21 protein-coding genes, 1 tRNA gene and 1 pseudogene are annotated in these 26322 nt (G+C 51.2%); 16 read left to right on the forward strand and 7 right to left on the reverse strand.

The annotated features are described in order from the left end of the window. Nucleotides 1-11: 11 nt before the first annotated feature. The 5 genes and pseudogenes from OK412_RS02910 to OK412_RS02925 all read left to right on the forward strand — a co-directional run bounded on the left by OK412_RS02910 (nucleotide 12) and on the right by OK412_RS02925 (nucleotide 13872). Nucleotides 12-11255: a hemagglutinin repeat-containing protein gene (locus OK412_RS02910; protein ID WP_264352666.1), complete on the forward strand. Its 11244-nt coding sequence runs from the start codon at nucleotides 12-14 to the stop codon at nucleotides 11253-11255. Next, nucleotides 11252-11698, forward strand: coding sequence for a hypothetical protein (locus OK412_RS02915; protein WP_264352667.1), 447 nt, complete (start codon nucleotides 11252-11254; stop codon nucleotides 11696-11698). Before OK412_RS02910 ends, OK412_RS02915 begins: the two co-directional genes overlap by 4 nt. A 232-nt stretch (nucleotides 11699-11930) precedes the next feature. Beyond that, a pseudogene (locus OK412_RS02920) lies at nucleotides 11931-13005 on the forward strand (IS3 family transposase). 235 nt (nucleotides 13006-13240) lie between these two features. Continuing rightward, complete coding sequence (locus tag OK412_RS23495) at nucleotides 13241-13369, forward strand: hypothetical protein (protein ID WP_370513268.1); 129 nt, start codon at nucleotides 13241-13243, stop codon at nucleotides 13367-13369. After that, complete coding sequence (locus OK412_RS02925) at nucleotides 13369-13872, forward strand: contact-dependent growth inhibition system immunity protein (protein ID WP_264352668.1); 504 nt, start codon at nucleotides 13369-13371, stop codon at nucleotides 13870-13872. Before OK412_RS23495 ends, OK412_RS02925 begins: the two co-directional genes overlap by 1 nt. Nucleotides 13873-13913: 41 nt before the next feature. On the opposite strand, the gene OK412_RS02930 is transcribed toward OK412_RS02925, so the two are convergent. Next, nucleotides 13914-14129 (reverse strand): SymE family type I addiction module toxin, encoded by a 216-nt coding sequence (locus OK412_RS02930; RefSeq protein WP_069026488.1) that lies wholly within the window; start codon nucleotides 14127-14129, stop codon nucleotides 13914-13916. Between the two features lie 343 nt (nucleotides 14130-14472). Between OK412_RS02930 and OK412_RS02935 the strand changes: the two genes are divergently transcribed. The 8 genes from OK412_RS02935 to OK412_RS02970 all read left to right on the forward strand — a co-directional run bounded on the left by OK412_RS02935 (nucleotide 14473) and on the right by OK412_RS02970 (nucleotide 19244). After that, nucleotides 14473-15225 (forward strand): VENN motif pre-toxin domain-containing protein, encoded by a 753-nt coding sequence (locus tag OK412_RS02935; protein ID WP_264352669.1) that lies wholly within the window; start codon nucleotides 14473-14475, stop codon nucleotides 15223-15225. Next, complete coding sequence (locus tag OK412_RS02940; RefSeq protein WP_264352670.1) at nucleotides 15210-15503, forward strand: hypothetical protein; 294 nt, start codon at nucleotides 15210-15212, stop codon at nucleotides 15501-15503. Before OK412_RS02935 ends, OK412_RS02940 begins: the two co-directional genes overlap by 16 nt. 12 nt (nucleotides 15504-15515) lie before the next feature. Further along, nucleotides 15516-15923, forward strand: a complete 408-nt coding sequence (locus tag OK412_RS02945) for a hypothetical protein (RefSeq protein ID WP_264352671.1) — start codon at nucleotides 15516-15518, stop codon at nucleotides 15921-15923. Between the two features lie 318 nt (nucleotides 15924-16241). After that, the gene (locus tag OK412_RS02950; protein ID WP_264352672.1) at nucleotides 16242-17390 is read left to right on the forward strand and encodes a VENN motif pre-toxin domain-containing protein; all 1149 of its coding nucleotides are present in this window, start codon (nucleotides 16242-16244) and stop codon (nucleotides 17388-17390) included. After that, nucleotides 17390-17617 (forward strand): hypothetical protein, encoded by a 228-nt coding sequence (locus OK412_RS02955; RefSeq protein WP_156323622.1) that lies wholly within the window; start codon nucleotides 17390-17392, stop codon nucleotides 17615-17617. The genes OK412_RS02950 and OK412_RS02955 overlap by 1 nt, the downstream gene beginning before the upstream one ends. A 42-nt stretch (nucleotides 17618-17659) precedes the next feature. Then, a complete protein-coding gene (locus OK412_RS02960; RefSeq protein WP_050680079.1) occupies nucleotides 17660-17929 on the forward strand; it encodes a hypothetical protein in 270 nt (89 codons plus the stop codon). A gap of 278 nt (nucleotides 17930-18207) precedes the next feature. Beyond that, the gene (locus OK412_RS02965) at nucleotides 18208-18477 is read left to right on the forward strand and encodes a colicin immunity domain-containing protein (protein ID WP_064691434.1); all 270 of its coding nucleotides are present in this window, start codon (nucleotides 18208-18210) and stop codon (nucleotides 18475-18477) included. Nucleotides 18478-18911: 434 nt separating this feature from the next. Next, nucleotides 18912-19244 (forward strand): DUF6572 domain-containing protein, encoded by a 333-nt coding sequence (locus tag OK412_RS02970; protein ID WP_050680076.1) that lies wholly within the window; start codon nucleotides 18912-18914, stop codon nucleotides 19242-19244. Nucleotides 19245-19720: 476 nt separating this feature from the next. On the opposite strand, the gene OK412_RS02975 is transcribed toward OK412_RS02970, so the two are convergent. Together OK412_RS02975 and OK412_RS02980 are read right to left on the reverse strand one after the other, a co-directional pair. Then, entirely contained in the window at nucleotides 19721-20101 is a 381-nt protein-coding gene (locus OK412_RS02975) for a YidB family protein (protein ID WP_010247730.1), read from the reverse strand. A 26-nt stretch (nucleotides 20102-20127) separates the two neighbouring features. Then, nucleotides 20128-20388, reverse strand: coding sequence for a GlsB/YeaQ/YmgE family stress response membrane protein (locus OK412_RS02980; RefSeq protein ID WP_010247728.1), 261 nt, complete (start codon nucleotides 20386-20388; stop codon nucleotides 20128-20130). A gap of 157 nt (nucleotides 20389-20545) precedes the next feature. Between OK412_RS02980 and OK412_RS02985 the strand changes: the two genes are divergently transcribed. Then, nucleotides 20546-20803, forward strand: a complete 258-nt coding sequence (locus tag OK412_RS02985; RefSeq protein WP_187511814.1) for a LysM peptidoglycan-binding domain-containing protein — start codon at nucleotides 20546-20548, stop codon at nucleotides 20801-20803. A gap of 245 nt (nucleotides 20804-21048) precedes the next feature. On the opposite strand, the gene OK412_RS02990 is transcribed toward OK412_RS02985, so the two are convergent. From OK412_RS02990 to OK412_RS03000, 3 genes are all read right to left on the reverse strand, one after another. Beyond that, nucleotides 21049-21124 (reverse strand) — tRNA-Asn (locus OK412_RS02990). 103 nt (nucleotides 21125-21227) lie between these two features. Then, nucleotides 21228-22004 (reverse strand): DgsA anti-repressor MtfA, encoded by a 777-nt coding sequence (gene mtfA / locus OK412_RS02995; RefSeq protein WP_171820333.1) that lies wholly within the window; start codon nucleotides 22002-22004, stop codon nucleotides 21228-21230. A 179-nt stretch (nucleotides 22005-22183) separates the two neighbouring features. After that, nucleotides 22184-22861: a hypothetical protein gene (locus OK412_RS03000; protein ID WP_010247721.1), complete on the reverse strand. Its 678-nt coding sequence runs from the start codon at nucleotides 22859-22861 to the stop codon at nucleotides 22184-22186. Nucleotides 22862-23472: 611 nt separating this feature from the next. Between OK412_RS03000 and OK412_RS03005 the strand changes: the two genes are divergently transcribed. Then, nucleotides 23473-24177, forward strand: coding sequence for a phosphohydrolase (locus tag OK412_RS03005; protein WP_010670862.1), 705 nt, complete (start codon nucleotides 23473-23475; stop codon nucleotides 24175-24177). A 71-nt stretch (nucleotides 24178-24248) separates the two neighbouring features. Continuing rightward, on the forward strand, nucleotides 24249-24530 hold the full coding sequence (locus tag OK412_RS03010) for an Arc family DNA-binding protein (RefSeq protein ID WP_010247717.1): 282 nt from the start codon (nucleotides 24249-24251) through the stop codon (nucleotides 24528-24530). 357 nt (nucleotides 24531-24887) lie between these two features. Here the strand turns inward: OK412_RS03010 and dcm are convergent, their stop codons facing one another. Continuing rightward, nucleotides 24888-26264: a DNA (cytosine-5-)-methyltransferase gene (gene dcm / locus OK412_RS03015; protein WP_010247715.1), complete on the reverse strand. Its 1377-nt coding sequence runs from the start codon at nucleotides 26262-26264 to the stop codon at nucleotides 24888-24890. Between the last annotated feature and the right edge of the window lie 58 nt (nucleotides 26265-26322).

Genomic DNA, 26322 nt, shown 5'->3' on the forward strand with positions numbered 1-26322 from the left:
AGGCCCCGATTATGGATGATCAATTAAAGCTTTCACTGCCGCGTCGTCTGCTGAGCTATCTCATCTGCTCGCTGATCGCGTTTCAGCCACTGCTGCCCGCCTTTTCTGCGGCGATAGCGCCCGTCACACCAAGTACCAACGTCGATGCTGCCGGGAATGGCGTGCCGGTCATTAATATCGCGACGCCGAATGCGGCGGGCCTGTCGCATAACCAGTACCAGAATTACAACGTGGGCCAGGAAGGGCTGATCCTGAACAACGCAACCGGCCGGTTGACGCAGACCCAGCTGGGTGGACTTATACAGAACAATCCGAATCTCAAAGCAGGGCAGGAAGCCCGGGCCATTATCAATGAGGTGGTGGGTGCTAACCGTTCACAGCTACAGGGCTATACCGAGGTAGCGGGTAAAGCGGCCAACGTGATGGTCGCAAACCCTTATGGCATTACCTGTAACGGCTGCGGCTTTATCAATACGCCCAACGTTACGCTGACTACCGGTAAACCGCAGCTTAATGCGCAGGGCAATCTGCAATCGCTGGAAGTGACGAAAGGCGCAATCAGTATTGAGGGTAAAGGACTGGATGGCAGCCAGGCTGATGCTGTCTCAATCATCGCGCGCGCAACCGAAATCAACGCAGGCATCCATGCCAAAGATCTTAATGTGACGCTGGGCGCAAACCGGGTCGGTGCTGATGGCAGCGTGACACCCATCGCGGGCGAAGGTGCTGCGCCATCGGTTGCTGTAGATACCGGCGCGCTGGGCGGTATGTACGCAAACCGCATCCATCTGGTCTCCAGCGAAAACGGCGTTGGCGTCAATCTCGGCAATCTTAATGCCCGTCAGGGCGATATGGTGCTGGATGCGCAGGGTCGGTTAAGCATCAACAACAGCCTGACCAGCGGCACCCTGACTGCCAGAGGCAGCAGCATCGCCCTGCAGGGCGAACATAAAGCCGGGGGCAACGTCGCGCTGACAGCGCAGCAGGATATTGCCTTAAACGCGGCCTCGCTGGGCAGCGACGCCTCGCTGGACCTCAACAGTCAGGGCAATATCACGCTCAAAGGCAGCAGCGTGAAGGCAGGCCAGAATGTGCGTCTCAGCGGTGCTAACCTGAGTATTGATAACAGCAGCAGCGGTAGTGCGGTAGACACGCTGCAGCTCTCTGCCACCTCTCAGCTGGACAATGCCGGTCAGCTCGCCGCCGCAAAAACACTCGATATTCAGGCCGCGCAGATCACTAACCGTGGCAGCCTGGCCAGTAATGGTGACGTGCAGGTTCGCACTAACACTCTGCAACAGAACGGTAAGCTGCTGGCTCAGGGTAAAAATACTTTGGCTGTGAGCGGACAGCTGACTAACCGCGATGAAATCAGTGGCAGCAGCCTGAACATTCAAAGCGGCACTCTTGATAACAGCGGCAAGCTGATCAGTACGGGTGATGCCACGATCACGGCTAATCGGCTGAATCAGGACGGGATCTTCTCCGCACAGGGCAACGCACTGTTCAGTGTTGCGGATACCTTCAGCAACAGCGGCAATCTGGTCAGTCAGCGTCTGCAAATCGATGCCCCGACCCTGAATAACAGTGGCGAGATGGTGAGCCATGGTGATGCCGTGATTAACAGCGATACGCTGCAACAAAGCGGCTCCATCACTGCAGGCGGTGACGCGCAACTGACCGCTCGTGGCAGGCTGGAAAATCAGGGGGCCATCAGCAGTCAGAACGCACTCATCCTGAACAGTGCACAACTGCGTAACATGGGCTCGTTAACCGCACCCAATCTGACGCTGACCGCCGGGCAAATCAGTAACGGCGGCCTGCTTCAGGGCTCTTATCAGCTCTCTTTACATGCCGGACAGCTGGATAACCTTGCTGCGGGGACGATCAGCTCCGACAACGATTTTGCGCTCGATTTGCCACAGCTTAATAACAGCGGATTGATCACCAGCGGCAAAACATTGGTTGTCAGCGGCGACCAGCTGAACAACAGCGGGGAAATCAACGCTGCCAGCCTCAGCGCCCGGTACGGGCATCTGGATAATCAGCTGGGTGGCAAACTGCTGGCCAGTGACCCACTCCAGCTGCACGGCGATGTACTGACTAATCAGGGCATCATCGCCGCCGCAACGCTGAATAGCGATGTCAGCCAGATCAATAACAGCGGAACACTCCAGGGCGACAAGGCAGTATCGTTGCAGGGCAGCGGGTTAACCAACAGCGGCACGCTGCTCAGCGCAGGCCAGCTGAATGTGCAACAGCAGACGCTGGACAACAGCGGACTGATGCAGGGCAAACAGCTGACACTGAATGCTGACCGCTGGCAGAACAGCGGCAATGCCCTCAGTGAAGCCGACGCCGACCTGCAAAGCGACACGCTGGTCAATAGCGGCAAGATTCTGGGACAACAGGGCATCGCGCTAAAAGCGAATCACACTGACAACAGCGGCTGGCTGATTGCCCAGGCGCTGATGCTGCGTGGTGACATGATTAACAGTGGCCTGATTCAGGGTAATCAGCAGATTACCCTGGAAGGCGACCAGCTGGATAATCAGCAGGGCGGACAGTTGCTGAGTGACGGCACCCTGAACGGCAACATCACTTCACTGAATAACCGCGGCGCAATGCAGGCCGATCAGATGGCGTTAAATGCGAAGGCGTTGCAGAACAGTGGCACTGTTCGCGCCGGAAAGGCACTGACAGCCCAGGTCGGGGGTGTGCTGGATAACAGCGGAAGTCTGATCAGCCAGCAGCAGATGAATTTACAGGCTGGGGAGATCGATAACAAAGGCACACTGGCGGCAGATAACCTCAGCCTGCATGCGCCAGTGCTCAGTAACGCCGGTCTGCTGCAGGGCAACAGCACCTTAACGCTGGATCATCAGCAACTCCACAACCTCCATGGCGGCCAGTTAATCGCCGGAGGACCGCTGACGCTGACGTTAGATCAACTGGATAACGACGGGCTGCTGCAGGTTAACGGTAAGCTTTCAGTCAACGGCAACCGTCTCAACAACAGCGGACGCCTGCTGAGCGATGACCTCGACCTTCAGATTGCCGATACGCTGAATAACAGCAGCACGGGACAGATCGTGACTGGCCAGCAGGCCGACCTGCAGGCACAAACGCTCAGTAACAGCGGCCAGATTGCGGCACAGCAACTCAGCGCCAGCGGTAATACGCTGGAAAACAGCGGGCTGCTTCAGGGCGACACGCTACTGGATCTCGGATTTGCTCAGACCCTCAACCACAACAATGGGCAACTGCTGAGCGGCGATCGACTGATCGTCACGGGCGGCAGCACGTTCAATGATGGCAGCTGGCAGGGCCAGCAGCTCGACGTCACGCTGGATTCTCTCGACAATCGCGGCAGCCTCAATGGCATCAGCGCCTTGCGCGGTAATATCGCCACCGATCTAATCAACAGCGGCATGCTGGTCAGCCAGGGCAATAGCGACCTGAATGCCACCACGCTGCGCAACAGCGGCAAAATAATGGCGGACCGCCTGGGGGTGCAGGGCACCAGCCTGAACAACGATGGTCTGTTACAGGGCAACACGGCGCTGACTGCTCAGGCCGATAACATCACGCAATCTGCCGGTGGCAAAACGCTGAGCGGCGGAACACTGACGCTGACCGCGGGTCAGCTCAACACCCAGGGAACGCTGCAGGGCGAGCAGGCAACGGTTAACGCTGACAACTGGCTGCATCAGGGATCGCTGCTGGGCAGCAAAGATCTGAACGCCAGCATCAGCAATGAACTGCATAACAGCGGCTCATTGATGAGTCAGAACACCGCACAGGTTACGGCGAACATGCTGAACAACAGCGGCTCACTGCTTAGCGAAGGGGCGATGGTGCTGAACGGTGCCGCGCTGAATAACAGCGGATCGGTGCAGGGCAAAACCCTGACCATTTCACCCGCCAGCGTCATTAATCAGGGCAGCCTGATTGGTCTGCAGGCATTGACGTTTGCCGCTGCGCCACAGGTGGCCGGGCGAATGCTGCTCAGGGCGCTGGCCGCGCCATCACGTCAGCTGCTCAATAATCAGGGCGGATCGCTGCTGACGCAGGGCACGCTGAACATCAACGGCGGGGACGTTGTGAATAACGGAAGCTGGCAGGGACAGCAGATCCTGCTGAATGCCCGGCAACTGACCAATAATGGCGCGATCCAGAGTGCGGATGCGCTGCAACTGATTCTGGCGGATCGCCTTGATGCGGGCGCTGGCAGTAAGATCTCAGCGAATGGCACTGCGGCACTGCAGGCACTGACGCTGACCAATCAGGGTGAATGGATTGCCAGGAACCTGACGCTACGGGGCGACACGTTAAACAATAACGGCTCAGTGACCGGTGTGGAGGCGCTGACTGTTGGCCTTAACGGTGCACTGACTCAGCAGCAGGATAAAACGCTGCTCAGCGCAGGCAGGCTGACGCTTCAGTCATCCTCACTCAATAATGCCGGACGCGTGCAGGGCGGCGACCTGCAGATCACCAGTGGTGCGGTTGAGAACAATGGGCGCTTACAGGGTGACAACAGCCTGCTGGTCAATGCCGGTGGACGCATCACCAACGGCGGCAATGGCGCCATGATCACGCAAAACGCCCTGACGCTGACCGGGCCTGAACTGTTCAACTATGGCCTGATTCAGGGCAATGGCAACGGTGTCGCGACAATAACCGGTTTAACGCAAAACGATGGCCGGTGGCTCTCGGGTGGCGCGCAGACATTGAATACGCCGCAGCTGAATAACAACGGCTGGTTACAGGCATCTCAACTCATCCTCAATGCGACTAATGCCAGCAACAACGGTACGCTGCTGGCCGACGGCCAGGGTGCGCTGACCGGCAATGGCTTCAGCAACCAGGGCACGGCCCAGGGCGGTAACCTTGAGGTCAATTATCAGCAGGTAAACAACAGCGGCACGCTGCTGGGTAACAACCGGCTGAGTGTGATGGGCGCTCAGGTCAATCAGCAAAGCAGTGGTCGCCTGTTCAGTGGCGGCAATTTGCTGGTTCACAGCAATGGCTTTGATCAGACCGGTCAGGTTGTGGCGCTGGGTGATGCCACACTGGAGATCGCGAATGGTTTTACCGGTCGCGATGTGCTGGCTGCGGGCGGGCGACTCTCCGTCAGCAGTAATGGCGCGATAGACAACCAGGGCACGATGCAGGGTGGGGCGCTGACGCTGAGTGCAGGCGGCGATCTCACTAATAATGGTCAGCTCACTACCGGTTCGGGTGACAGTGCGTTAAGCGGCAATCGTATCGCCATGAACGGGAATGGCAGTCTGCAGGGCGGCGGGAATATTAACTTAGCCAGCCGCAGCGATATCACTGTTGATGGTTTTACGGGTACGTTGGGCAATCTGACCCTCAGCGCACCGGGCAGCATCGTCAATAACGCGCTGCTCTATGCGGCCGGCAATCTCTCTCTTTTTGCCAACAGCATCCGCAACCAGCGTGCCAATATGCTGGCAGGCGGCAGTATGTGGCTTCAGGGCGACGCGGCAGGGAACGCCAACGGCGAGGTGATTAATAACTCCGGCACCATTGAAACGCAGAACGGTGATATCACGATTAATACGGGGCATTTGCTGAATACAAGGGATGGGTTGAGCACCTCAACATCAATTCAAAAGAGTCCAGATTTACCTTCATGGTTAGGTAAGGATACTGTTTATATCACACTGGGATCCTTAAAGGCTGATGAGCTTGGCTTCTATACCAAACATGTTAGGTCAGGAGGCAGCCCGGGTAAGGGGAATGGTTCCGATGATGATCATTATTATCTCGCACCTAATGCTAAGGGTGCCCTTAAAAAATATTTAACTAACACCATATTCAATCATGTTAATGCAAATGATGGTGCTGGCCGGATTGCATCAGCTCGCGGGTTGCAAATTTCAGCTCAAAAGTTAGAAAATCTTGCCAGCGATATTCTCGCTAATGGCGATATCGTTTTATCTGGTAATCAACTAAATAATCAGTCTTTCCAGGACGGTCAGCAGAATGAGTATACAACTTATAAATACTCGGGAAATATTGGTGGGAATTTTACTAAAAATATCGACCTTGCATTTTTCGATCCCAAATCTCAGCGGTGTTGTTTTCGACAAAATACTACTGGCACTCAGGTTAAGTATGTACTTACAGGCCAGCCCAGTTATGAAGACGTTGGGCCCGTTCAAATCTACCGCGCCGTTATCCAGGCCGGAGGCAATGTCTCTGCTAACTTCAGCGGCGATATCAGCAACACTAACACCACAGCGAATGCCGGCTGGAACGGTAATACCCTTTCGGCCCCCGCTTTACGCGGCTTAACCGCTGCAGGCACCGCAGGCGCGCAGTCTCATCAGCCACTGGCAACTGCCGACAAAGCCGCAATCAATACGCCGCAATGGCGCGATCAGCTCCAGAATGCGTTACAGCAGGTGAATGGCGCAGGTGCGCTGGAGACCGCATCACAGGGCAGCGCATCGCTGACGCAATATGCAACTGCGGGTAAAAACAACGCAGCGCTGGGTAAAGCCATTAACCTGACGAACGCTGCTCAGGGTCCTGCGTCGCTGCATAACTATAAGGCCGCTGAGGTTGATATCAGCGCCTATCCATTACCCTCTGGCGAAAACGGCTACTTTGTTGCGTCGAACACCAATAGCCGCTATCTGATTACCGTTAACCCCAAACTCAATGGCCTGGGCCAGCTGGATCAGAGCCTGTTTGGCGAGCTGAATGCAAAACTGGGCAAACAGCCTGCCACCACGCCATTACAGGAAACGCGCCCTCAATACACAGACGAGAACGCCTTCCTCGGTTCCTCATACATGCTGAGTCGCCTTAACCTGAAGCCAGATTATGATTATCGTTTTCTCGGTGATGCGGCGTTTGATACCCGTTACGTCAGCAATGCGGTACTGAATCAGACCGGTAATCGCTACATCAATGGCCTGGGATCCGATCTCGCCCAGATGCGCTATCTGATGGACAACGCTGCGGCGGCGCAGCAGTCGCTGGGACTGGAGTTTGGTGTCTCACTCTCTGCCGGGCAACTCGCCTCTTTAGACAAGAGTATGGTCTGGTGGGAAGCCACCACCATCAACGGTGAAACGGTGATGGTGCCGAAGCTCTATCTGTCGACAAAAGATGTGGAGATGCGCGATGGCAGCGTAATTGCCGGTAACAACGTGACGCTGAAAGGCGGGAACATCACCAATACCGGTAGTAGCGTGATGGCCAAAAACGATCTGACTATCGACAGTCAGAACACGCTCAGTAACCTCAACGCCGGTCTGCTTCATGCTGGTGGCGATCTGCAGCTTAGCGCACTGAATGATATCAACAACGTCAGCGCGACTATCAGCGGTAAAAAGGTGGCACTGGAGAGTGTTAACGGTGACATCAACAACCTGACTACTTCACAGCTCTGGCATCTGGATGCAGGCAACGGTAAGGGTGCGAAGAAATCCTATACCGAAACCCTGAGCGGGCCAACGGCGAGCATCACGTCACTGGATTCTCTGAGCCTTAAGGCGGGCAACGATATTACCGTCACCGGCGCTAACCTCAAAGCGGGTGGCGATCTGCTGCTGAACGCCTGGAATGATATTGCTATCACCGGGAACCAGAACGTCACTGGCAGCGCGCAATCCGGCTTCGGAAACCGCTGGCAAAAAGTTGACCCAACCAGCACAACCACCGTCACCACAGTCGGCAGCCAGATCGTCGCAGGCGGCAATATGGCGATGCAGGCGGGCCACGATCTGACTGTTACCGCCAGCAACATCAGCGCAGGTAAAAACGCGGCGCTGGCAGCCGGTAACGATCTTAATCTCAACAGCGCGACGACCAGCCAGAATGATGTGAAGGGCAAACGTGAAACCCATTCAACCGGTCTGGATCGCACGACGCTGACCAGTGGCGGCGATTTAGCACTTCAGGCCGGACGCGATCTCAATAGCCAGGCGGCAGGCATCGCCGCAGACAAAGACGTGACCTTACAGGCGGGACGCGACGTCAATCTGCTGGCGGCTGAAACCGGTTCTGGTAATAGCTACAAATCCGGTAAGAAGGTTGAGATCAATGAGTCGGTACGCCAGCAGGGCACTGAAATTGCCAGTGGCGGGAGTACGACGGTTAAAGCGGGACGGGACATGGTCGCGGAAGCGGCGAGAGTAGATGCACGAGGCGATCTTGCTATTCAGGCAGGACGAGACGTGGCTATCACAACGGCGACCGAAAGCGATTATCACTACGACGAAGATACAAAAGTTAAGAAAAAGTTGTTCTCTAAAAAAACCACGCACACAGTTCATGAGAACTCAGCAACAACTGAACAGTCTTCGGCGTTAAGTGGTAACAATGTCGCGATCGTTGCCGGACGTGATGTGGCTGTAACGGGTTCCAGCGTGGTAGGCGATAACAACGTTGCGCTGAAGGCAGGACGTGATCTTGCTATCACTGCGGCCACTGAAGAGCAGCATAGCTACAGCCTGAAAGAAACCAAAAAGAGCGGCATGATGAGTGGCGGAAGTATTGGCGTGACCTTCGGTAGCGCTTCCACTCGCCAGCAGCTCAATCGCGACGGCACCACCCAAAGCCAGAGCGCCAGCGCCGTAGGCAGCACCGGCGGTAGCGTCACGCTGATTGCCGGTAATAATGCCCATATCGGCGGCTCTGATGTCATCGCTAAAAAAGACATCAGCGTGGTCGGTGGCTCCGTGGATATCGATCCTGGCAACGATCTTGTCAGTCGTCGTCAGGTATATGAGCAGAAGAAAAGCGGCTTAACTCTGCAGCTTACCAGCCCGATTACCGATGCCCTATTAAGCCTTGGGGAACAGGCAAAATCCGCCAGCGAGGCGGGCGACGATCGCCTCAAAGCACTGGGTGCGGTAAAAGCTCTGGAAAGTGGCTGGGCGATGTCGGGCGCAAAAACCATGCAGTCTGGCCAGGCGCTGGCCAACGGCAACATGAACCAAGCGGGGATTAAAATTGAGCTCAGTGTCGGCGCGAGTAAAAGTAAATCCTCATCGGAATATAACGCCAATGCCGTTAAAGGTAGTTCACTCAACGGCGGCGGCAACATTGCCGTGGTGGCGACCGGTGCCAACGGCAGCAGCGGTGATATTACGCTCGCTGGCAGCGGCATTACCGGCAAAAATGTCACGCTTGCTGCGGCGCACGATCTCAACCTCTCGGCGGCAACCAACAACACCGAACAGAAGAGCAGCAATAAAGCTTCCGGCTGGAGTGGCGGCGTTCATGTCGCGATAGGTAATGAAACAGGTATTGGCATACAGGCCAGTGGCTTTATGGCCAGCGGCAAGGAGAACGGCAAAACCACCGATTACGTTAACAGCCGGGTGAACGCCAGCAATGACCTCACCCTGAGCAGCGGCAACGACACCGTGCTGTCTGGCGCGCAGGCTCTGGGTAACCGGATTGTTGCCGATGTAGGCCACGATCTGACGATGACCAGCCTGCAGGATACCGATGATTATCAAAGCAAGCAGCAGAGCGCCAGCGGCGGCTTCAGCTTCACGTTCGGCAGCATGACCGGCTCCGCTGGCCTCAGTCTGAGCCAGAGCAAAGTGAACAGTGAGTATGCCAGCGTCGGCGATCAGAGCGGCCTGTTTGCAGGGAATGGTGGCTATGACATCTATGTTGGCAACCACACCCAGCTGAATGGCGCGGTGATCGCCTCAACGGCGCAGTCCGCGAACAATGCGCTCTCCACCGGTACGCTGGGCTGGTCTGACATCGACAACCACGCTTCTTACAAAGCCAGTAGCTCATCCATCAGCATGGGTGGAGGTAACGAAGATAATAAAATGTCAGGCGGTGCGATACCAACCTCTGCTAATACCCATGGCAGTGCATCTGGCACCACCCGTTCAGCCGTGGCGGACGGTACCATCACGGTACGTAACGGTCAGGCTCAGACACAGAACCTCGCAGACCTGAGCAGAGATACCGACAACGCCAACGGCCATATCGACAAGATATTCGACAAGGATAAGGTCGCACGCAAGCTTGAGTTTGCACAGGGAATGCAGGAGCTGGGTCAGCGTGTAGCAGGCGATGTCAGCAGCTACAAAATGCAGGCTGCTGAAGATGAAACCAGAGAAAGGTTGCTGAAAGCAAACCCGCAATATGCCAGTTATTCCAAAGCAGAATTAAACAATCTCATTGTAAATGATGCGGGCTATAAGGCCGTGGCAGAAAAGTGGGGCACTGGTGGCAGCTATTCCATGGCAGCAGCAGCGGTAACTGGTGTGCTGGGTGGCCTTGGCGCAAGTAACCTCGGTGCTGCTGCAGCAGGTGGAATGGCGCCTTACATCGCCAATAAAATTAAGCAAGCTACCAGCAAAGTTGTCGACGGACAGGAGCAGACTAACGTCCTGGCTAACACCATGGCGCACGCGGTTGCGGGTGCCGTACTGGCGCAGCTGGCGGGCAACAACGCAACAGCGGGTGCAGCCGGTGCTGCGGGTGGCGAGCTGATGGCCAGAGCTATCCTCAGCTCAATGTATCCCGGCAAGCAGGCCAGCGAACTGACGCAGGAACAAAAGCAGGTTGTCAGCGCGCTCGGCCAGCTGGCTGCGCAACTGTCCGCGGGAGTGACTTCTGGTTCTGTTGAAGGTGGGATTCAGGGCGCGGTTGCCGGTAAGAATGCGGTTGAGAATAATACGCTGGGAAGTGATGATGATGATGATGAATTCAAGTTGGAACACGGCAATCGCCCTGTAAAAATTATTTCTTTCACTCCGAAAAGAATTGGAGTGGTGGATGATGATGGCAATGTGAAGGGAATGGGCGGTATTATTCCTGGAGGTCCAAAAGGCGCAGGTACGTCTCTGGGGCGTGGTCTTGCCTACGATAACCCATCTAACCTTATCCAAAGCCGTGTAAGTGAAATTCAGTCACAAATACCTGCGAATTCTCAAGGCCGAATAACTATGGGTGTTGCGGTAGTAGAGGATGCCAATGGTGTTCGCTCTGTTCTGGTTAGTACAAGTGAACCTCGTGGCTATCTTCGTCCTGGAGTGAGTTTGCAAGAAGGCGAAAAAGTAGTTGTTGGAACTGGCCACGCAGAAGCGGATATAGTCAGCTATGCCAACGCTAACGGATTGAAAGTTGTTGATATCGGTGCGACACGTCCTGTCTGTGCATCATGTCAGAACGTAATTGAGCCGACAGGGGCCAATGTGTCAACGCCATTAAAACCACTGCCAAAGGCTAAAAAATGATTATGCGTTTAGAAATGGTTGAGAAAGGACTTGTAGAAAAACTTAAGTTGGTCAGTGAGGAGCAACGAAGAGTTGCTGTAAAAGTGGCTTGCGAACTTGCTTTTCAGGCTTGTCCAGTAGATGTGCCTATTGTTGTCGAGTCTCTTAGGCAACTACTGTCTGGTAATAGACTCACAACCGATCAGGTTTCTGGGCTAGATGATTTAGCTGCAAAGTTAGATGAGAAGTATTTTGACTTGCAAGACAACCTAGATGAAGGGCAAAGCTTAAATCTAGAAGGTCTTCAGTTGTTTAGTCAAGCTCGTGCTGTATCGGCGCTGTCCTTAGCTGGTGGAGAAAATTCGCTTATGACAGCGAGCGAAGCAATATATGAAGCATCGTCAGCCGTTGATGATGGAGCCCATATTTTCAAAGCAGTATATTCGATTTTGCCAGAGTCTTAATCATCGGGTGTTTTGCTTTGGCTGAGATCCGGCGCACTCTTGCGCCGGTATTGCAGTTTCTGTGACGCTCTGATTGCACTCTTTTTGCATCCTTTCTGCAGTTAAGTTGCATCCCTTTTACACCCATCCTGACGACCTATGGTTTACCTGCTCAATACGCCTGACCTGCTCCCCGTTGATTAACACACCGCGATGTTAGTAATGTATTCATAAGCCACATGAGTACATCCCCATGAAGACGCGTTTTTCCGAGGAACAGATCATCAGTATTCTCCGCGAGGCCGAAGCCGGGGTTTCTGCCCGTGAGCTCTGCCGTAAGCACGCCATTTCCGACGCCACATTTTACACCTGACGTAAGAAGTATGGCGGCATGGAGGTGCCTGAGGTTAAGCGCCTGAAGTCACTTGAGGAAGAGAACGCCAGACTCAGGAAGCTGCTCGCCGAGGCCATGCTGGATAAGGAGGCGCTTCAGGTGGCTCTGGGTCGAAAGTACTGACGACAGACCAGAAGCGCGAAGTCGTGGTGTTGATGTGTGATGCGACCGGTCTGTCGCAACGTCGTGCCTGCAGACTCACAGGTTCGTCCCTGTCGGCCTGCCGCTATGACGCTCAGCGTCCGGCGGCTGATGCCCATTTATCAGGGCGTATCACTGAACTGGCGCCCGAACGAAGGCGGTTTGGTTACCGGCGCATCTGGCAGTTATTGCGCCAGGAGGGCCTTCACGTCAACTACAAGCGGGTATACCGCATTTATCACCTTAACGGCCTGGGTGTAAAGCGCAGGCGACGCCGTAAGAGTTGGCGAATGAGCGGCTTCCGCTGCTTCGCCCGGATGCCTCCAATCTGACCTGGTCAATGGATTTCGTCATGGATGCACTGGCCACCGGTCGCTAGAACAAGTGCCTTACCTGCGTCAATGACTTCACAAGGGAATGCCTGACTGTCACTGTTGCCTTTGGGATCTCAGGCGTGCAGGTCACGCGTATTCTGGACAGTATTGCGCTGTTTCGCGGCTATCCGGCGACGATAAGAACTGACCAGGGGCCGGAGTTCACCTGCCGCGCACTGGATAAATGGGCCTTTGAGCATGGTGTTGAGTTGCGCTTAATCCAGCCGGGTAAGCCAACGCAGATTGGATTTATTGAGAGTTTTAACGGACGGTTTCGCGATGAATGTCTGAATGAGCACTGGTTCAGCGATATTGTTCACGCCAGGAAAATCATTAATGACTGGCGGCAGCACTATAACGAGTGCCGTCCACATTAAGCACTGAATTATCAGACACCATCAGAGTTTGCAGCACGGTAGCAAAATGGAAAATGTGAAGGTAAACAAACCGACATTACTAATGACGGTTGTATATAATACTGGAGGCAGGTCAGGTTGGCACGGTTATCCTATACCCGGTACCGAAGCATCTCCAAAACTTTTACGCGAATTTTTTGCTCGTGGCGATATAAGCAAGGCGGAATACAATAAATTGATCAAAGGTAAATAGTGATGAATATTCTCAAAATAACATTGCTGGGTAGCGAGACACAAACTGATCCAAAGAGCATCAGCTTATCTATCAATTCAAAATTCCACTAAAACCCAATGGACAGAAATAAACCGCGCCATCGAATATGGTAAATCCCAGGGCGTCAAAGTGACGGTAACTCAGGTGAAATGATGGAATTTAATAAAGATCAAGATTATTGGGCTAATGCTTTTGTTACCAATGAGTTTTTGAATATTGAGACTTACTCAGGATTAGGTATGACGAGAAGAGATCCCTTGTTCCCATCTCGTCTATTACCACTTGATATAGATGATAAAACTTTGGGAGAGGAGATCTTACAAGCATTGTTTGATAGCCGAACATTAACCGAACTTGCTGATCGTGTAGAATTTTTTGATCTTGAAAAAGGCAAAGAAAAATATGCAATCTGGATAGCTAAGTTGATGGAAAAATATGGCTATAAAACTAAACGAGCATTGTTTAAAAATATGAAAAAATGTGGTATTCATCTGGTAAATAATCAGATTACTATTCGTCCCAGCTACCATGAAAAGCTGGAAGCCTGGAGCGGTGCCAGGATCAACGAATCTGATTATGTGGTTCTTCCTGTAGACAGTTCCCCAGACGAAATCGGTGCCGGTCTGCGATTAGCCCTAAGTCGCTGCAAAGGCTAGGTCAAGATCCCGGTTCGCACCGGGATCTTTTTACCAGCAGATCACTTCCCAGCCAGCCGGATAATCAGCTGCCCCGCCTCCGGGATCACCTCGATCTTCTGCCCGGTGGTAAAGCCCAACGGCTCCAGCCAGCGGCCCTTGATGGTGAGCTGGGGCAGGGGGTTCGGCTGCCCCCTGTTAGGCCGGTATCCGACTTTGTAATAATGCGCGGCGGTTGTGACCGTGCGGGTTCCTGACTTATGATGCATGTCAGCCATAATTAACTCCCGTATAGTTAGTTGTGGTCAGCGGCTGCTGCGGGTTGCCGCCCGCTTCAGTCGCGCTAAAAATTTCTCGTTAAGCGCTTCCTGTTCTGATTTAACCTGTTTAAATATACACCTTCTGCTGCATAAACTCGCTGAAAGCGAGATAATAAACTGCGAGGCACCTCTGTAAAACGGATTATTTTTTCCGAGCAGTATTTCACTTATCCCTTCTTCCTGAAGTGCTTCAGCGCGAGGAAAAAAATCAGGCCTAATCGGCAGCTATTCTATCGCAGCCGTGACGGGTGTGCTGGGTGGCCTTGGCGCAAGTAACCTCAGTGCAGCCGCAGCAGGTGGAATGGCGCCTTACATCGCCAATAAAATTAAGCAAGCTACCAGCAAAGTTGTCGACGGACAGGAGCAGACTAACGTCCTGGCTAACACCATGGCGCATGCGGTCGCGGGTGCCGTACTGGCGCAGCTGGCCGGCAACAACGCAACAGCGGGTGCAGCCGGTGCTGCGGGTGGCGAGCTGATGGCCAGAGCTATCCTCAGCTCAATGTATCCCGGCAAGCAGGCCAGCGAACTGACGCAGGAACAAAAGCAGGTTGTCAGCGCGCTCGGCCAGCTGGCTGCGCAACTGTCCGCGGGAGTGACTTCTGGTTCTGTTGAAGGTGGGATTCAGGGCGCGGTTGCCGGGAAGAATACTGTTGAGAACAATACACTAGGAAATGATGAAGAGGAGTTGCAGCGGGAACATGGTAATCGCCCGGCTAAAATAATTTCTATCAAACCCGTACAAGCTGGAATTGTAGATGATGAGGGCAGTATCAGGTCGGTTGGGGGTAAGGTTATATTGCCTGTTGCTATCAAAGACTTGCCCGCAACAACAGGAAAGGCCGGAACATCCAGTGAGTCAGGTAAGGATGCAAAAGTCGTAGAGCCTTATATTACAACTAGTCCTATAGCTGTTAGTGGCACAAGAGCAATTGATAAAGCGCAAAGCTACGAAAGTGGCCTTAGAGAGAAATATGGTAATGTACCTTACACAGAGCGTCAGTACACAACTATTATCAGTGGGAGCGTGTTAACGGTGTGGCTGATAATGTAACTATTATCAACGGGCAACGGAATGCTGTTGAAGCTAAGTTTGTAGAGGATTGGGGCAACTCGCTTCGAAACCCAACAAGCTCAGTGGGTTCAAAGCCTTGGTCAGTTGCTGAGCAGACTAAAATGTTAGATCAAGCCAGGAAGTATTCGGCTGCTTTCGAGGGTGGAGTTATTTATCATACTAATAGCCCAGAGTTAGCCGACCATTATTCAAAATTGTTTGCTGATGCTGATGCTGGTGTTAATAAATTTAAATTTATAATTACTCCAGTTAAATGATGAGGTGGTGTGTTGACTAGATTTGTAAAAGAACTGGAGAAGGCTTTAGGCTCAAAGTTAGAAGCTTCTGACTCTCGGGTCATTCCTGGAACAGATGGTGCAACCACCAGGAAAACGGTTTATTTCTCTGATGATGGAAAAAATAAATTTAGGAAGCAATTTAAGAATATCACCTGTTTTACTGATCCTCCTAATGCAACTGAGGGTGGAGTCAACGAGGCTGGCTGTAGTATAACTCCAGTAGAAGGCCCGCTCTTTCATGCTATTGAATACCATGGTAATATTGAAGGGTGGGAAAAGGATATTAAAGCAGGTGCAAAAGGGCTTGGGTTGCTATTGGCCAATATTGATGGCGATAATTTTGTTATTTCTGATGGCCGATCAGTCCCGCTGTCAGAATGCAAAATTTTATTATACTAAGCATTTCTTATCTTTAATGCCGGCATAATGCCGGCTTTTTATTATTTCAATATGTGTTAAATTTATTGATTGAAAGTATATTAAATTTTATTTTTTTTGCACTACTCTCAGTTTATAATTTTTTTCGAAATTAAATATTCTTAAATATAAATTATCCTATGTTCTTTTCAGGTTAAATATACCTCTTATGGGGTGAGGTATATTTAAACTCAAACCACTTTAGGAATTTTTAATTTTTTAGATATTTCCTTTCCAACGGTATGTTTGCGCGTAACTGACAATAATATTATGCGAAAATAAATTGGTGCACTGGGTGGGATGGCGCCGTATAACGCCAATAAAACTAAAGACGCAACCAGCATATTAGTCGACGGCAAAGAGCAGACCAATACCATGGCGCATGCGGTTTCGGGGACCGGCAATGCAGGCCAGGCGGTCGCAGGCGGCCTTAATCCGTGGGCAGCTCAGCTGATTAAGAAGGAAACGACCGACGCTTCCGGCAACGTTGATGTGGCAACCAATGCCATGGCCCATGCCGTGTGGGGTGCAGTATCATCGCAGATGTCGGGCGGCAGTGCGGCAGCGGGTGCGGCAGGTGCCTTCAGCGGCGAGCTGGCCACACGCTATATCGCAGAGAAATACTGGGGCGCAGATACCCCGGAGAAGATAGCAGCTCTGGGGCAGGAAGACCGCGAGCAGCTGAGCCTGCTCGGCACGCTGGCGGCAGGACTGGCGGGCGGAATGGCGGGCAACAGCAGTGCTGCGGCGACGAGCGGCGGGATTGCGGGTAAAAATGCGGTTGAGAATAATGAGCTGTCAGGTTTAAGTGGATTTGGTAGTGGTTTCTGGAGTAATAATCAAGCACAAGGATCCCTGAAAAATAACACTAATCTTACAGATGAGACTGGTAAGGTCCTGAATCCGGCAACACCAGAAGAAATTAAGTATGCCTCTGATAAACTGGTTTCGGGAGATTTACCTGCCGGACAGAACCCGGCAACAGGCTTATTAACAGCGCGGGGAGCTGGAGCTACTGCTGTTGTTGCACCTGTTCTGTTACCATCTGGTGCAACGGCCGGAAGTATTATCGGTGCAGGTGCTATAGGTGGTTCTGCAAATATTTTGAATCAGCTACAGAGCGGCGACCCCTTCAGTGCCACTGATGCACTTATTGCTACAGGTATCAGCGGACTCACTCAGGGTAAGGGGTTCTGGTTCACTGAAGTAGCAGGTATTACAGGTGCTTATGCAGGGGCTAAGTTGCAAGGAAAAGAGGCACTTCCAATTGTAGCTGGCGCTGCTTTTGGTACGGGGGTTGGGGCTGCAGGAGGCAAAGCAGTAGAGGTTGGAAATAAATACCTACCTTTAATTTCAGAAAAAGCAGCTGGTTTGGCTGGAGCTGTGATTGGTTCCGGAGCTTCAGAGGTCGCTGGCTCTGAACTTCAAAAACAGTTGGAGAATAAATAATGAAAAATATAGCATTAGCCATAAAGTTAATATTTTATTTCTTTCTTATAACCACATTAACTTTATTTTTAGTTAGGTTAGGTGTGGCATCTGTTTTTATGATAAGGAATGGAAGCTTTTCCTTTGAATGGCGAGAAAATTTATTCGATTCCATACAAAGAGGTGCCGTTATTGGTTTGGTTTTAGGTATTGGTATTTTGTTTTTATCTAGTCTAAAAAGAAGGTAAGTTGAGAATAGTGCGCGAAGGGGTGACCAGGCGCGCGCAACAGTGAAACAGGCAGCTGAATGTCTGAAGAGAAAAGTTTGGGAAAAGCTGGGGGAAGGGATAACCTCTTCTATCGCCAACGGCATTATCAATGCACTTGCAGATACCGGGTCTGCGGTTGCTGCTACTTTTAGGCAGGTGTCACTGGGGAACCAGCTGGCGCTGGAAGCCACTGGCGGAATGCTTGCCGGAACTATGTTGCCGGGTAAGAAAATACCGCATGTAAGCACTGGTATTATTTCTGAAAGTGTAACTTTTAGTGCAAAGCAGTGAGATAAAAATTTCAAGCATGCCATTTATTTTGACATTGTTACGGCGAAGAAAAATCCAGAAACAATTAAACATTTCGAAATAGCCATTAAAAATCATATGGATGATATAGCTACTTTTGAAAAAGGTACTTATGGCTTTGTGAAATATTCGAAATTGTAATTTAATCCGACAACGAACAATGCTGTTATTATTGATAAATCCGGTGAGTTTATCACAGGATTTAAAGTGTAGTCGGGAACGCCGTAATACGATGATTTCATGAAAAACAGAGTGTTACGATGAGTTGTTTGCTAATGGATTTTTCTAAGGCGTTTGTCGATGGAAGATTGTCGGCGGATGTGTTTTCAGAAGCTTATATTGAGCTTTGGCGCTTAGAGCGTGATAATAAAAACATGCTTAACTATGAATTTAAAACAAGTGAAAATTTATCGAGTATATTTTGCTTGGCTGATTTGTATAATCCACATGATGATCGTGAAGATTATGAGTTTAGCGAAGATAAATTAAGAGATGAAGTGAGGAGATTAATTTATCTTAATGTGGAATGAGCTCCGATCTGAAGGGCTTGAAATTTGTATCAGTCATCTCGCTAAATGCCCGTTATCACGCTTGAAGTTCGGTGCAATACTGGTGATGTGCCTCGCGATTGGAAATTTTCGCCACCTTCTTCCTATTGATATTGAGAGTAATGCGCTATGTGCTCCAGAGGTTAAGAAAAGTCAGGGTATGAAATGGTGGTTATTGTATCTGTATGGAGAAAAGAAACCTCAGGTGGCGATTTAAAAGCATAATGGATGTTCCCTGTAAGCACTTACCTTGATCAACGCCACTTTTCATCAACGACTAATCTAAAAAAAATGTCGCTATGCCATTAAGTAATATTACCGTGGTATGAGCAGGTAAGTCCAGTTTTGAAGGTGGATCTCAAATACCACCTACAAAAGTTGAAATTATTAGACCGGATAAAAAATCAGGATTAAATATGTCTATACAAGATGTAAAAACGATTGACTCTATTGGTATACCGAACGATAGCCAGGATACCGTAAGCTTGGCAATTTCAGACCATCTTGTATGGGGTGAGCCAATTGAAGAGCATTTATACACACTACAGGAAAAAATAAATTCCTATGTGGCCTTTATCGAGAGTGGTGAATTATATGATGCTTTTCCTGAATCAAAAGGAAAGTCGGTAAAAATAATTGAGGTGTATTTTAAATATGATCTTCCAGAACAGGCTTTTTATTTCCTGAAGCAGGTTTCTGATATGCTTAAGAGTATAAATATAGGCCTAAAATATAAGGTGTTACAATAATGCTTTCTCGCTCTGGGTAAGATTTTTCAATAGGTTAATTAGTGAAATTGATTAAAAAACAGGTTGTAAATGGTAATTTTTCGCATCACAAGAGATCCCGGCCCTTGCGTCGGGATTTTTTAATTGTAGTCACTAATGCTCTCCTCTTGTTATTATAATTACAGTTTTCTAGACAGTCATAACTTTTAATTATGCTGCGCGGATGATAACTGCTCCTTACACCCAGTTGCTTTTGATAATGAGTTCGTCTTTATTAAGTATACAATCCACCCCCATTTCCTGCAAATGCTTGCCGCGTGCGATATTCATTTACAGCGTAGGTTTATAAAAAAAATTAATTCTTAGGATTTTGCTTCATATTACGGCAGGAATTTTTTTAGTCTATGTGTTTAACAACTTTATTCAATTCTCCCAAACACAAAAGATAAAAGCCCAATACTTAAGTAGCAGGCTTTTATCTTTCACTAGCATCATGCTTAGTGCATTAACTGACTCACCAGTCCGGTAAGATCAGCTTTTTTATCCACGACGCCCGCCGTTGACGCTTTATCCACCAGCTGCGGCAGATATTTCGCCAGCAGATTCAGTGCATCGCTGGTGTTGATGCCCATCCGCGCAGCCAGCTGCTCAATCGCCTCAGAGTTAATCATCTTCTGCACCAGGTCGCTGCTCAGCGCCACGTTCTGCTCATCACCCAGCCAGGAGTTAACCACCTCACTGTACTCGCCGCTCTGCAGATGACTCACGATAGTATGTAAACCGCCTTGCTGCTCAACCCACTCCAGCACACCTTTCACTTCCTGACTGGTCTGATTATTCAGGCCGCACATGGCCAGTACTGTTTCCAGTAAACTCATTCTGTTATCCCCTTTAACTTAATCTATTAAGACTGTTTACACGCTCTGATTTTATGAATGACAAACAGCACAATAATTGAACCCACGGTGGCAATAGCAATGCTGTAAATATTGAAGCCATCAACCTTGCCAAAACCCAGAGCGGTACTGACGACACCGCCAATCAGCGCACCGATAATACCCAGAATAATGGTCATGAAAATGCCCATATGTTCTTTGCCTGGCATAATACATCTGGCGATAATGCCGGCAAGTAATCCAAATACAACCCATGACAATATACCCATCATTAACATCCTCTGTTTTTATATTATTTACAGCAACGTTTAGCAGTGGTTTAACCCATGAATTAAAAGCGGGTGTATCGTACGCCGCGTAGTGTTTGTCTGGCAATCCTGTTTTCTTTATTAAACTAAACGTATCAGAAACGATAGGGGAGTAAATATGAGCATTCTGGATAATATTAAAAATATAGGCGATGAGTTGTTACATGCTGTGGATAAAAATGTTGAAGATAAGTCTGTCACCGCCGCAGGGAGTAATCGTACATATACGGTTAAATCAGGCGACACGCTCAGCGCCATCGCCAGGCAGTTTTACAATGATGCATCCCAATACATGAAAATCTTTGAGGCGAATAAAAACCTTCTCAGCAGCCCGGATAAAATTGCACCGGGTCAGGTACTGACCATTCCTGAGTGATAATTCGTCATTAGTATGAGCCAGCTGGCGCAAATATTGCCCGGCTGGTTTTTTATTTAAAGCCAGCTCGTCATAACACCATGACAGGGTTGCGCCATACAGCATGCGTTGATCCAGACTTAACGGTGGTCTCGGTAATAGCAGCCGCAGACGAGCTGAGATGAACAGTCAGACAGGAAGAGAAAACTGGGATCGCTGAAAAGCAAAAAACCCGCTCAGGTTTCCCTGAGCGGGTTTTTCTAATCTGGCTCCTCTGACTGGACTCGAACCAGTGACATACGGATTAACAGTCCGCCGTTCTACCGACTGAACTACAGAGGAATCGTGTGAACGAGGCGAATATTAACGGCGTCGCCCGAAGGTGTCAACAGCAAAAAATACATTATCATTCAACTGGCTAGCTTTAACGCAAAGCGATCGTGATTTAAGCAGTTTGCGCAGTGTCAGCGGCGATTCTGGCCAGGGGATCCTGCTGGTAAAACTGGCGCAGATGCTGATACATGGCGGGAAAGCGTTCGGCCAGCAGAACCGGAGCCGTAAAGAAATATTCAGAGAGCACGGCGAAGCACTCAGCCGGATCGCTGGCGGCGTAGGGATCTATCGTGGCGGCCTGTTCACCCACCAGTTCAACTTCACTCTCAATCTCCGCCATCGCGGCACGCAAATCCTTCTCCCAGAGTGCGACGTCACGCAGCGACATGACCGGAATACCGCTGGTGTAACCGCTGCCGCGGGCATCCAGCTTGTGCGCAACTTCGTGGATCACCAGATTAAAGCCGGAGAGATCGAACGAGTCCTGAATATCGAGCCAGTTGAGTACGACCGGCCCCTGCGTCCAGCTCTGTCCGGCGTGAACCGCAGGCGCGCTGTGAACCAGCCCATCGTCATCCTGCCACTGATCGTCCACCTCGAACGGCTCGGGATAGATCAACACATCGTGGAAACCGTCCAGCCACTCCAGACCCAGTTTCAGCACCGGCAGGCAGAACAGCAGGGCGATCCGCACACTGCGCAATTCATCCAGCTGAACACCGTCGAGCGGCACCAGCTTTTTCTGCTGCAGAAAGCGCTGCGCCAGCTCAACCAGCGCCTGCTGTTCAGCCTCATCCAGCTGGCTGAATATCGGCTGCGCCAGCCCATGCTGCCATGGCAGCGCGGCCAGGGTGGCGTCGTTATGCGTTTTCCAGGGCCATTTAAACATCGCAACTCCCGCACAGAACCGGACTATTTCGCTATCCTGACGCGCCAGACATAAAAATGCCAGCATCGAAAACACCATGCTGGCACTGTGCATCTGGCGACAGGGCTAAGGGCCGTCTATTCAACCCGTTAGCACGGTCGTTGTCTGTGATTCAGCCCGCAAAGCGTGGGGCCGGGGCGTCAGTTGCGCTCAATACGATGAAACTCAATCACCCACACCCAGGGATTCACTTCCCAGCTGGTCGCACCATACTGTTTTTCCCAGGCTTTACGGTACGCCTCTTTGGGCGATTCAGAATTGACGTTCATGGTGAAGAAGTTGTTGAGGAAGTGCGAATCGGTCTGCACACCTTCCGCCATAATGTCATCTTCACTGATGTCCTGAATTTTCTCGGCGCGCACGCCGGTAATTTCCAGATTGATGCGGCTGGCCCAGCGCGGCATATGAATGGCGGTTTGCCAGCCAAACTGTTCCGCTTCCGGCGTGCTCAGTGCATGCTGGCCCAGCTCGTTGCTGTCTGCACGATACTGGCAATATTCTGGCTGGCGGAAGGGCGTCGGATCGCGTTCATAATCGGCCAGATACTGCTCGGGTACCATCGGGCCACGCCAGGTTTCACGCACCCAGAGCACGTCACCCGGTTTACCGTAAGGACACTGATAGCTGATGTCCGTCATCGACATCATTTTATAACCATGCAGATGATTAGCACTCACATCGAAAGCGTGTACGCCCTCGTGATGATCCTGTCCCGGACCGAAAGCCTGAGTTTTCATAATGCGCCGGGTTTGCGTTTGCTGGCCAACCAACAGGGCACGAACACGCTGTTCGGAAAAAAGAATCGGCCGTTCTTTCATGGATTACCTCTTTTTATTAGTAGAACCCGGTTACTGCTGTAAAAGTCCATTTGCTTCACATCTGAGAGTTATCATAAAAGCTTTAAATCATTTTGCTTAATAATTTGTCGGCTGACTGTCACTGTATAATTGTCACTTTAGTAGTTAAAAACCAGCAAAATGCAAAAAGCGCACCAAAGCTTATCACGCAACTGGCAAAAAGCGACGAATAGCCCGGATACAGTACGTTATAACCGTAAAAATAGGAACCTTTTCAGACTTTTTCACCTGTCATAACGTGCAGTTTTACACTTAATCGCGTGACAAAAAAACGCTGAGCATGAGGCAGGAAGTTGGTTAAGATCGAACCAAACATTACGCCTGTTAAACTAATTTTCTTAGCAGCAATTCACTGAGGAAAGACTGAAAACAGCCGAAATTGCGGTTATTGTGTAACAGAGATGCTATACAGATGATCCAGATCTCATTTTTCTGCCCGGAATCGCTGGCAGCGCTGCTCTTTTCAACTGCACTGTAAAAAAAGTGTCATTAGCCAGTCGCTATGATGGCTTGCCGTTTGCGCACTGATCGCGACAGAAAAACTGCTGTCGATCACTACAGGGAGATAGATTATGTCACTCACACTCTGGCAATCTCGCTATGAAAGCTGGTTTCAGGCGAACTGGATCCACGACGACGGCGCGCACGATATCGCCCATCTGCGGCGTGTCTGGATGAGCGCACAGCGAATCATGAACGGCACGCCCGCTGATCCGCTGGTGGTGCTGACCGCCTGCTATTTTCACGATGTGGTGAACCTGCCGAAGAACCATCCGGAACGTCACCTCGCCTCTACCTATGCCGCGACGGAAACCCAGCGCATTCTGCAGCAGGACTTTCTCGATTTCCCGGCTGAAAAGATTGATGCCGTGATGCATGCCGTTAAAACCCACAGTTTCAGCGCCGGCATACCGCCTCAGACGCTGGAAGCTAAAATTGTACAGGATGCTGACCGGCTGGAGTCGCTGGGCGCGATCGGGCTGGCGCGGGTCTTCTACACCGCCGGTGCGCTGAATCGGCCGTTGTTCGACAGCCAGGACCCGCTGGGTAAAGATCGCGAGCTGAATGATGTTAAGTGGACGCTGGATCATTTCCAGAAGAAGCTGCTGCGTCTGCCGGAAACCATGCACACTGAAACCGGCCGCATGCTGGCTGAGCATAACGCAGATTTCCTGGTACGCTATATGGCTAAGCTTTATGCCGAGCTGCAGGGCAATCTGGTGGGAATGGATGAGGGTGTGCTGCGGGACTTCACACCTTTGCAAACCGAATATTAAATTTTTATGACAGTATGTTAATCGAAACGGTCATCCGGTAGCTTGTAGCAATAACAAAAAGGAGCTGCCCGATGACTGAAACTGTTAATTTAACAATTAAAATTGATCCTGAGCTGAAAGAAACGATTAAACAGCTGGCGCTGGAAAATCAGATTTCGATGAGCCAGGAGATTGTGCAACGTTTGCAGGCCAGTCTGGAAACGCATCCACATCCGGCGATTGATAATCAGGACATCACTGAAGAGGGGACTGAGGGATCCAGTGCCGCTGACGTGAAGACCGATGCACTAAGTGCAACAGAGCTGAAGCAGATTCGGCTGCTGCTGAAGAAGCAGAGCAAGAAGAAGAAATAAAACAGAAACCCGTCGCCAGACGGGTTTTTACTTTTCAGGGTTTGCTGAAACCGGCTAAATCTGGCCGCAACTCAATACCTCAGCGCGCAGGGAACAGGGTCAGATAAGGAAAGCGTCCCGCGGCAGGGACAAAAACGCCGGGAGCGTTTTTGAACAACGCAAAGCGTTGGCCCGGCTACGGGCGCACCTCAGGGATGAGGTGCGTAATTACGCGGGCCGAGCGGTCATGGATGACAGTTTTTGCGTCTTTCCGATCTGACCCTGTTCCCTGAGCAAGCTCGATCTCACCGCTAATCTGGCCAGGTTTTACAGGAACCTGAAACCCGTCGCCAGACGTTTTTTTTCATTTCACGGTGATTACGACTTCAGCTGACGGATATGTGGCAGTAACAGCTGAGCCACCGCTGCAAACACCGGCACTACCACCGAGTTACCAAACTGCTTATAAGCCTGGGTATCCGAAACCGGAATGCGGAACGGCTCGCGTCCTGGCACATCAAAGCCCATCAAACGGGCGCACTCGCGCGGGGAAAGGCGGCGTGGCCGACGCGCCATGTTATCGGCATCCTGAAACTCCGCTTCGCCCAGCGCACTGTCCCAGCCGCGATCGATCAGAATCTCTGAGCCATCTTTGTAGTAACGTGCTGACAGCGTACGCACGCAGCAGTCAGGATTACGCGGATCGTTGAGGCCAAAGCCAAAGCCATTGCCTTTGGCTTTATGTTTTTTCGCATACTGGTAGAGGTAGCGCCACAGGACCGGTGACAGGATATATTTGTCGTCCGGCGCGCTCTCCAGCAGGCTCTGCAGGCTGGGTACCTGCGCCGGGTAGAAACGGCGGATATCGCGCAGTGTAAAATCCTGCTTTTTCAGATCACGGCGAATACCCACCAGCACAATGCGTTCGCGATGCTGCGGCAGGAAGTGACGCGCATCGATCACTTTGGCATCCGGGCTGCTGGCTCCCGCATCCGCAACGTCATACCCCAGCTCATCCAGCGTCTCCATGATAATGGCGAAGGTGCGGCCCTTGTCGTGACTCTTGAGGTTTTTCACATTCTCCAGCACAAAGAACGGCGGCTTCTTGGCAGCCAGGATACGGGCCACATCGAAAAACAGCGTGCCCTGTACCTGACACTCAAAGCCATGTGCACGACCCAGCGCATTTTTCTTGCTGACGCCCGCCAGCGAAAAGGGCTGGCAGGGAAAACCGGCCAGCAGCACCTGATGATCGGGGATTGCCGCATCAATCGCGCGGTATATCGCTTCATCGTCAGTCAGACCTTCCGGCTGGGTGACCTGACGGATATCGGTATTGAAGTGATGCTCCAGCGGATCGCTGTAGTGGTTGGCTTTGTAAGTGCGGACCGCCTCTTTATTCCATTCACTGGTAAACACGCACTTGCCGCCGATCGCCTCGAATCCCTTACGAATGCCGCCAATACCGGCAAAGAGATCGATAAAACGAAATTCAGGATTATCATAATGGGCGGGACGGGATGGCAGCAGCCCCTGTAACAGCGACAGTTCCGCCTCACACAGCGGTGGCAGGGCGGTTTTACCCTGACGAATCCGGTTCAGGAGTGCCGGCGTCCAGCAGGAAAATCCTGCCTGCTGCAGGCGGGCCGTGAGATCACGAACCGAATAGATTGCCAGCACCTGCTGAAAGAGTTCAGACGCATCAGCAGATGAAAGTGCAGCAGAGAGTGGTTCAGCGAGGGCGGCGGGATGCATGCGTTTTTCCTTAACAGTAAGATGCCTATGCTATCACTCCAGACGCTGTGAGGAAATT

The sequence above is a fragment of the Pantoea sp. JV6 genome (genome assembly GCF_025910055.1).
GTDB classification, from domain to species: domain Bacteria; phylum Pseudomonadota; class Gammaproteobacteria; order Enterobacterales; family Enterobacteriaceae; genus Pantoea; species Pantoea agglomerans.

Excerpts from the sequence above, each read along its gene's own strand:
- OK412_RS02930 (WP_069026488.1), bottom strand. The coding sequence starts at position 14,129 with ATGGCTGACATGCATCATAAGTCAGGAACCCGCACGGTCACAACCGCC.
- OK412_RS03005 (WP_010670862.1), top strand. The coding sequence starts at position 23,473 with ATGTCACTCACACTCTGGCAATCTCGCTATGAAAGCTGGTTTCAGGCG.
- OK412_RS03010 (WP_010247717.1), top strand. The coding sequence starts at position 24,249 with ATGACTGAAACTGTTAATTTAACAATTAAAATTGATCCTGAGCTGAAA.
- OK412_RS02910 (WP_264352666.1), top strand. The coding sequence starts at position 12 with ATGGATGATCAATTAAAGCTTTCACTGCCGCGTCGTCTGCTGAGCTAT.
- dcm (WP_010247715.1), bottom strand. The coding sequence starts at position 26,264 with ATGCATCCCGCCGCCCTCGCTGAACCACTCTCTGCTGCACTTTCATCT.
- OK412_RS03000 (WP_010247721.1), bottom strand. The coding sequence starts at position 22,861 with ATGAAAGAACGGCCGATTCTTTTTTCCGAACAGCGTGTTCGTGCCCTG.
- OK412_RS02985 (WP_187511814.1), top strand. The coding sequence starts at position 20,546 with ATGAGCATTCTGGATAATATTAAAAATATAGGCGATGAGTTGTTACAT.
- OK412_RS02955 (WP_156323622.1), top strand. The coding sequence starts at position 17,390 with ATGAAAAATATAGCATTAGCCATAAAGTTAATATTTTATTTCTTTCTT.
- OK412_RS02970 (WP_050680076.1), top strand. The coding sequence starts at position 18,912 with ATGTCTATACAAGATGTAAAAACGATTGACTCTATTGGTATACCGAAC.
- OK412_RS02915 (WP_264352667.1), top strand. The coding sequence starts at position 11,252 with ATGATTATGCGTTTAGAAATGGTTGAGAAAGGACTTGTAGAAAAACTT.
- OK412_RS02975 (WP_010247730.1), bottom strand. The coding sequence starts at position 20,101 with ATGAGTTTACTGGAAACAGTACTGGCCATGTGCGGCCTGAATAATCAG.
- OK412_RS02980 (WP_010247728.1), bottom strand. The coding sequence starts at position 20,388 with ATGGGTATATTGTCATGGGTTGTATTTGGATTACTTGCCGGCATTATC.
- OK412_RS02950 (WP_264352672.1), top strand. The coding sequence starts at position 16,242 with ATGGCGCCGTATAACGCCAATAAAACTAAAGACGCAACCAGCATATTA.
- OK412_RS02925 (WP_264352668.1), top strand. The coding sequence starts at position 13,369 with ATGGAATTTAATAAAGATCAAGATTATTGGGCTAATGCTTTTGTTACC.
- OK412_RS02965 (WP_064691434.1), top strand. The coding sequence starts at position 18,208 with ATGAGTTGTTTGCTAATGGATTTTTCTAAGGCGTTTGTCGATGGAAGA.
- OK412_RS02935 (WP_264352669.1), top strand. The coding sequence starts at position 14,473 with ATGGCGCCTTACATCGCCAATAAAATTAAGCAAGCTACCAGCAAAGTT.
- mtfA (WP_171820333.1), bottom strand. The coding sequence starts at position 22,004 with ATGTTTAAATGGCCCTGGAAAACGCATAACGACGCCACCCTGGCCGCG.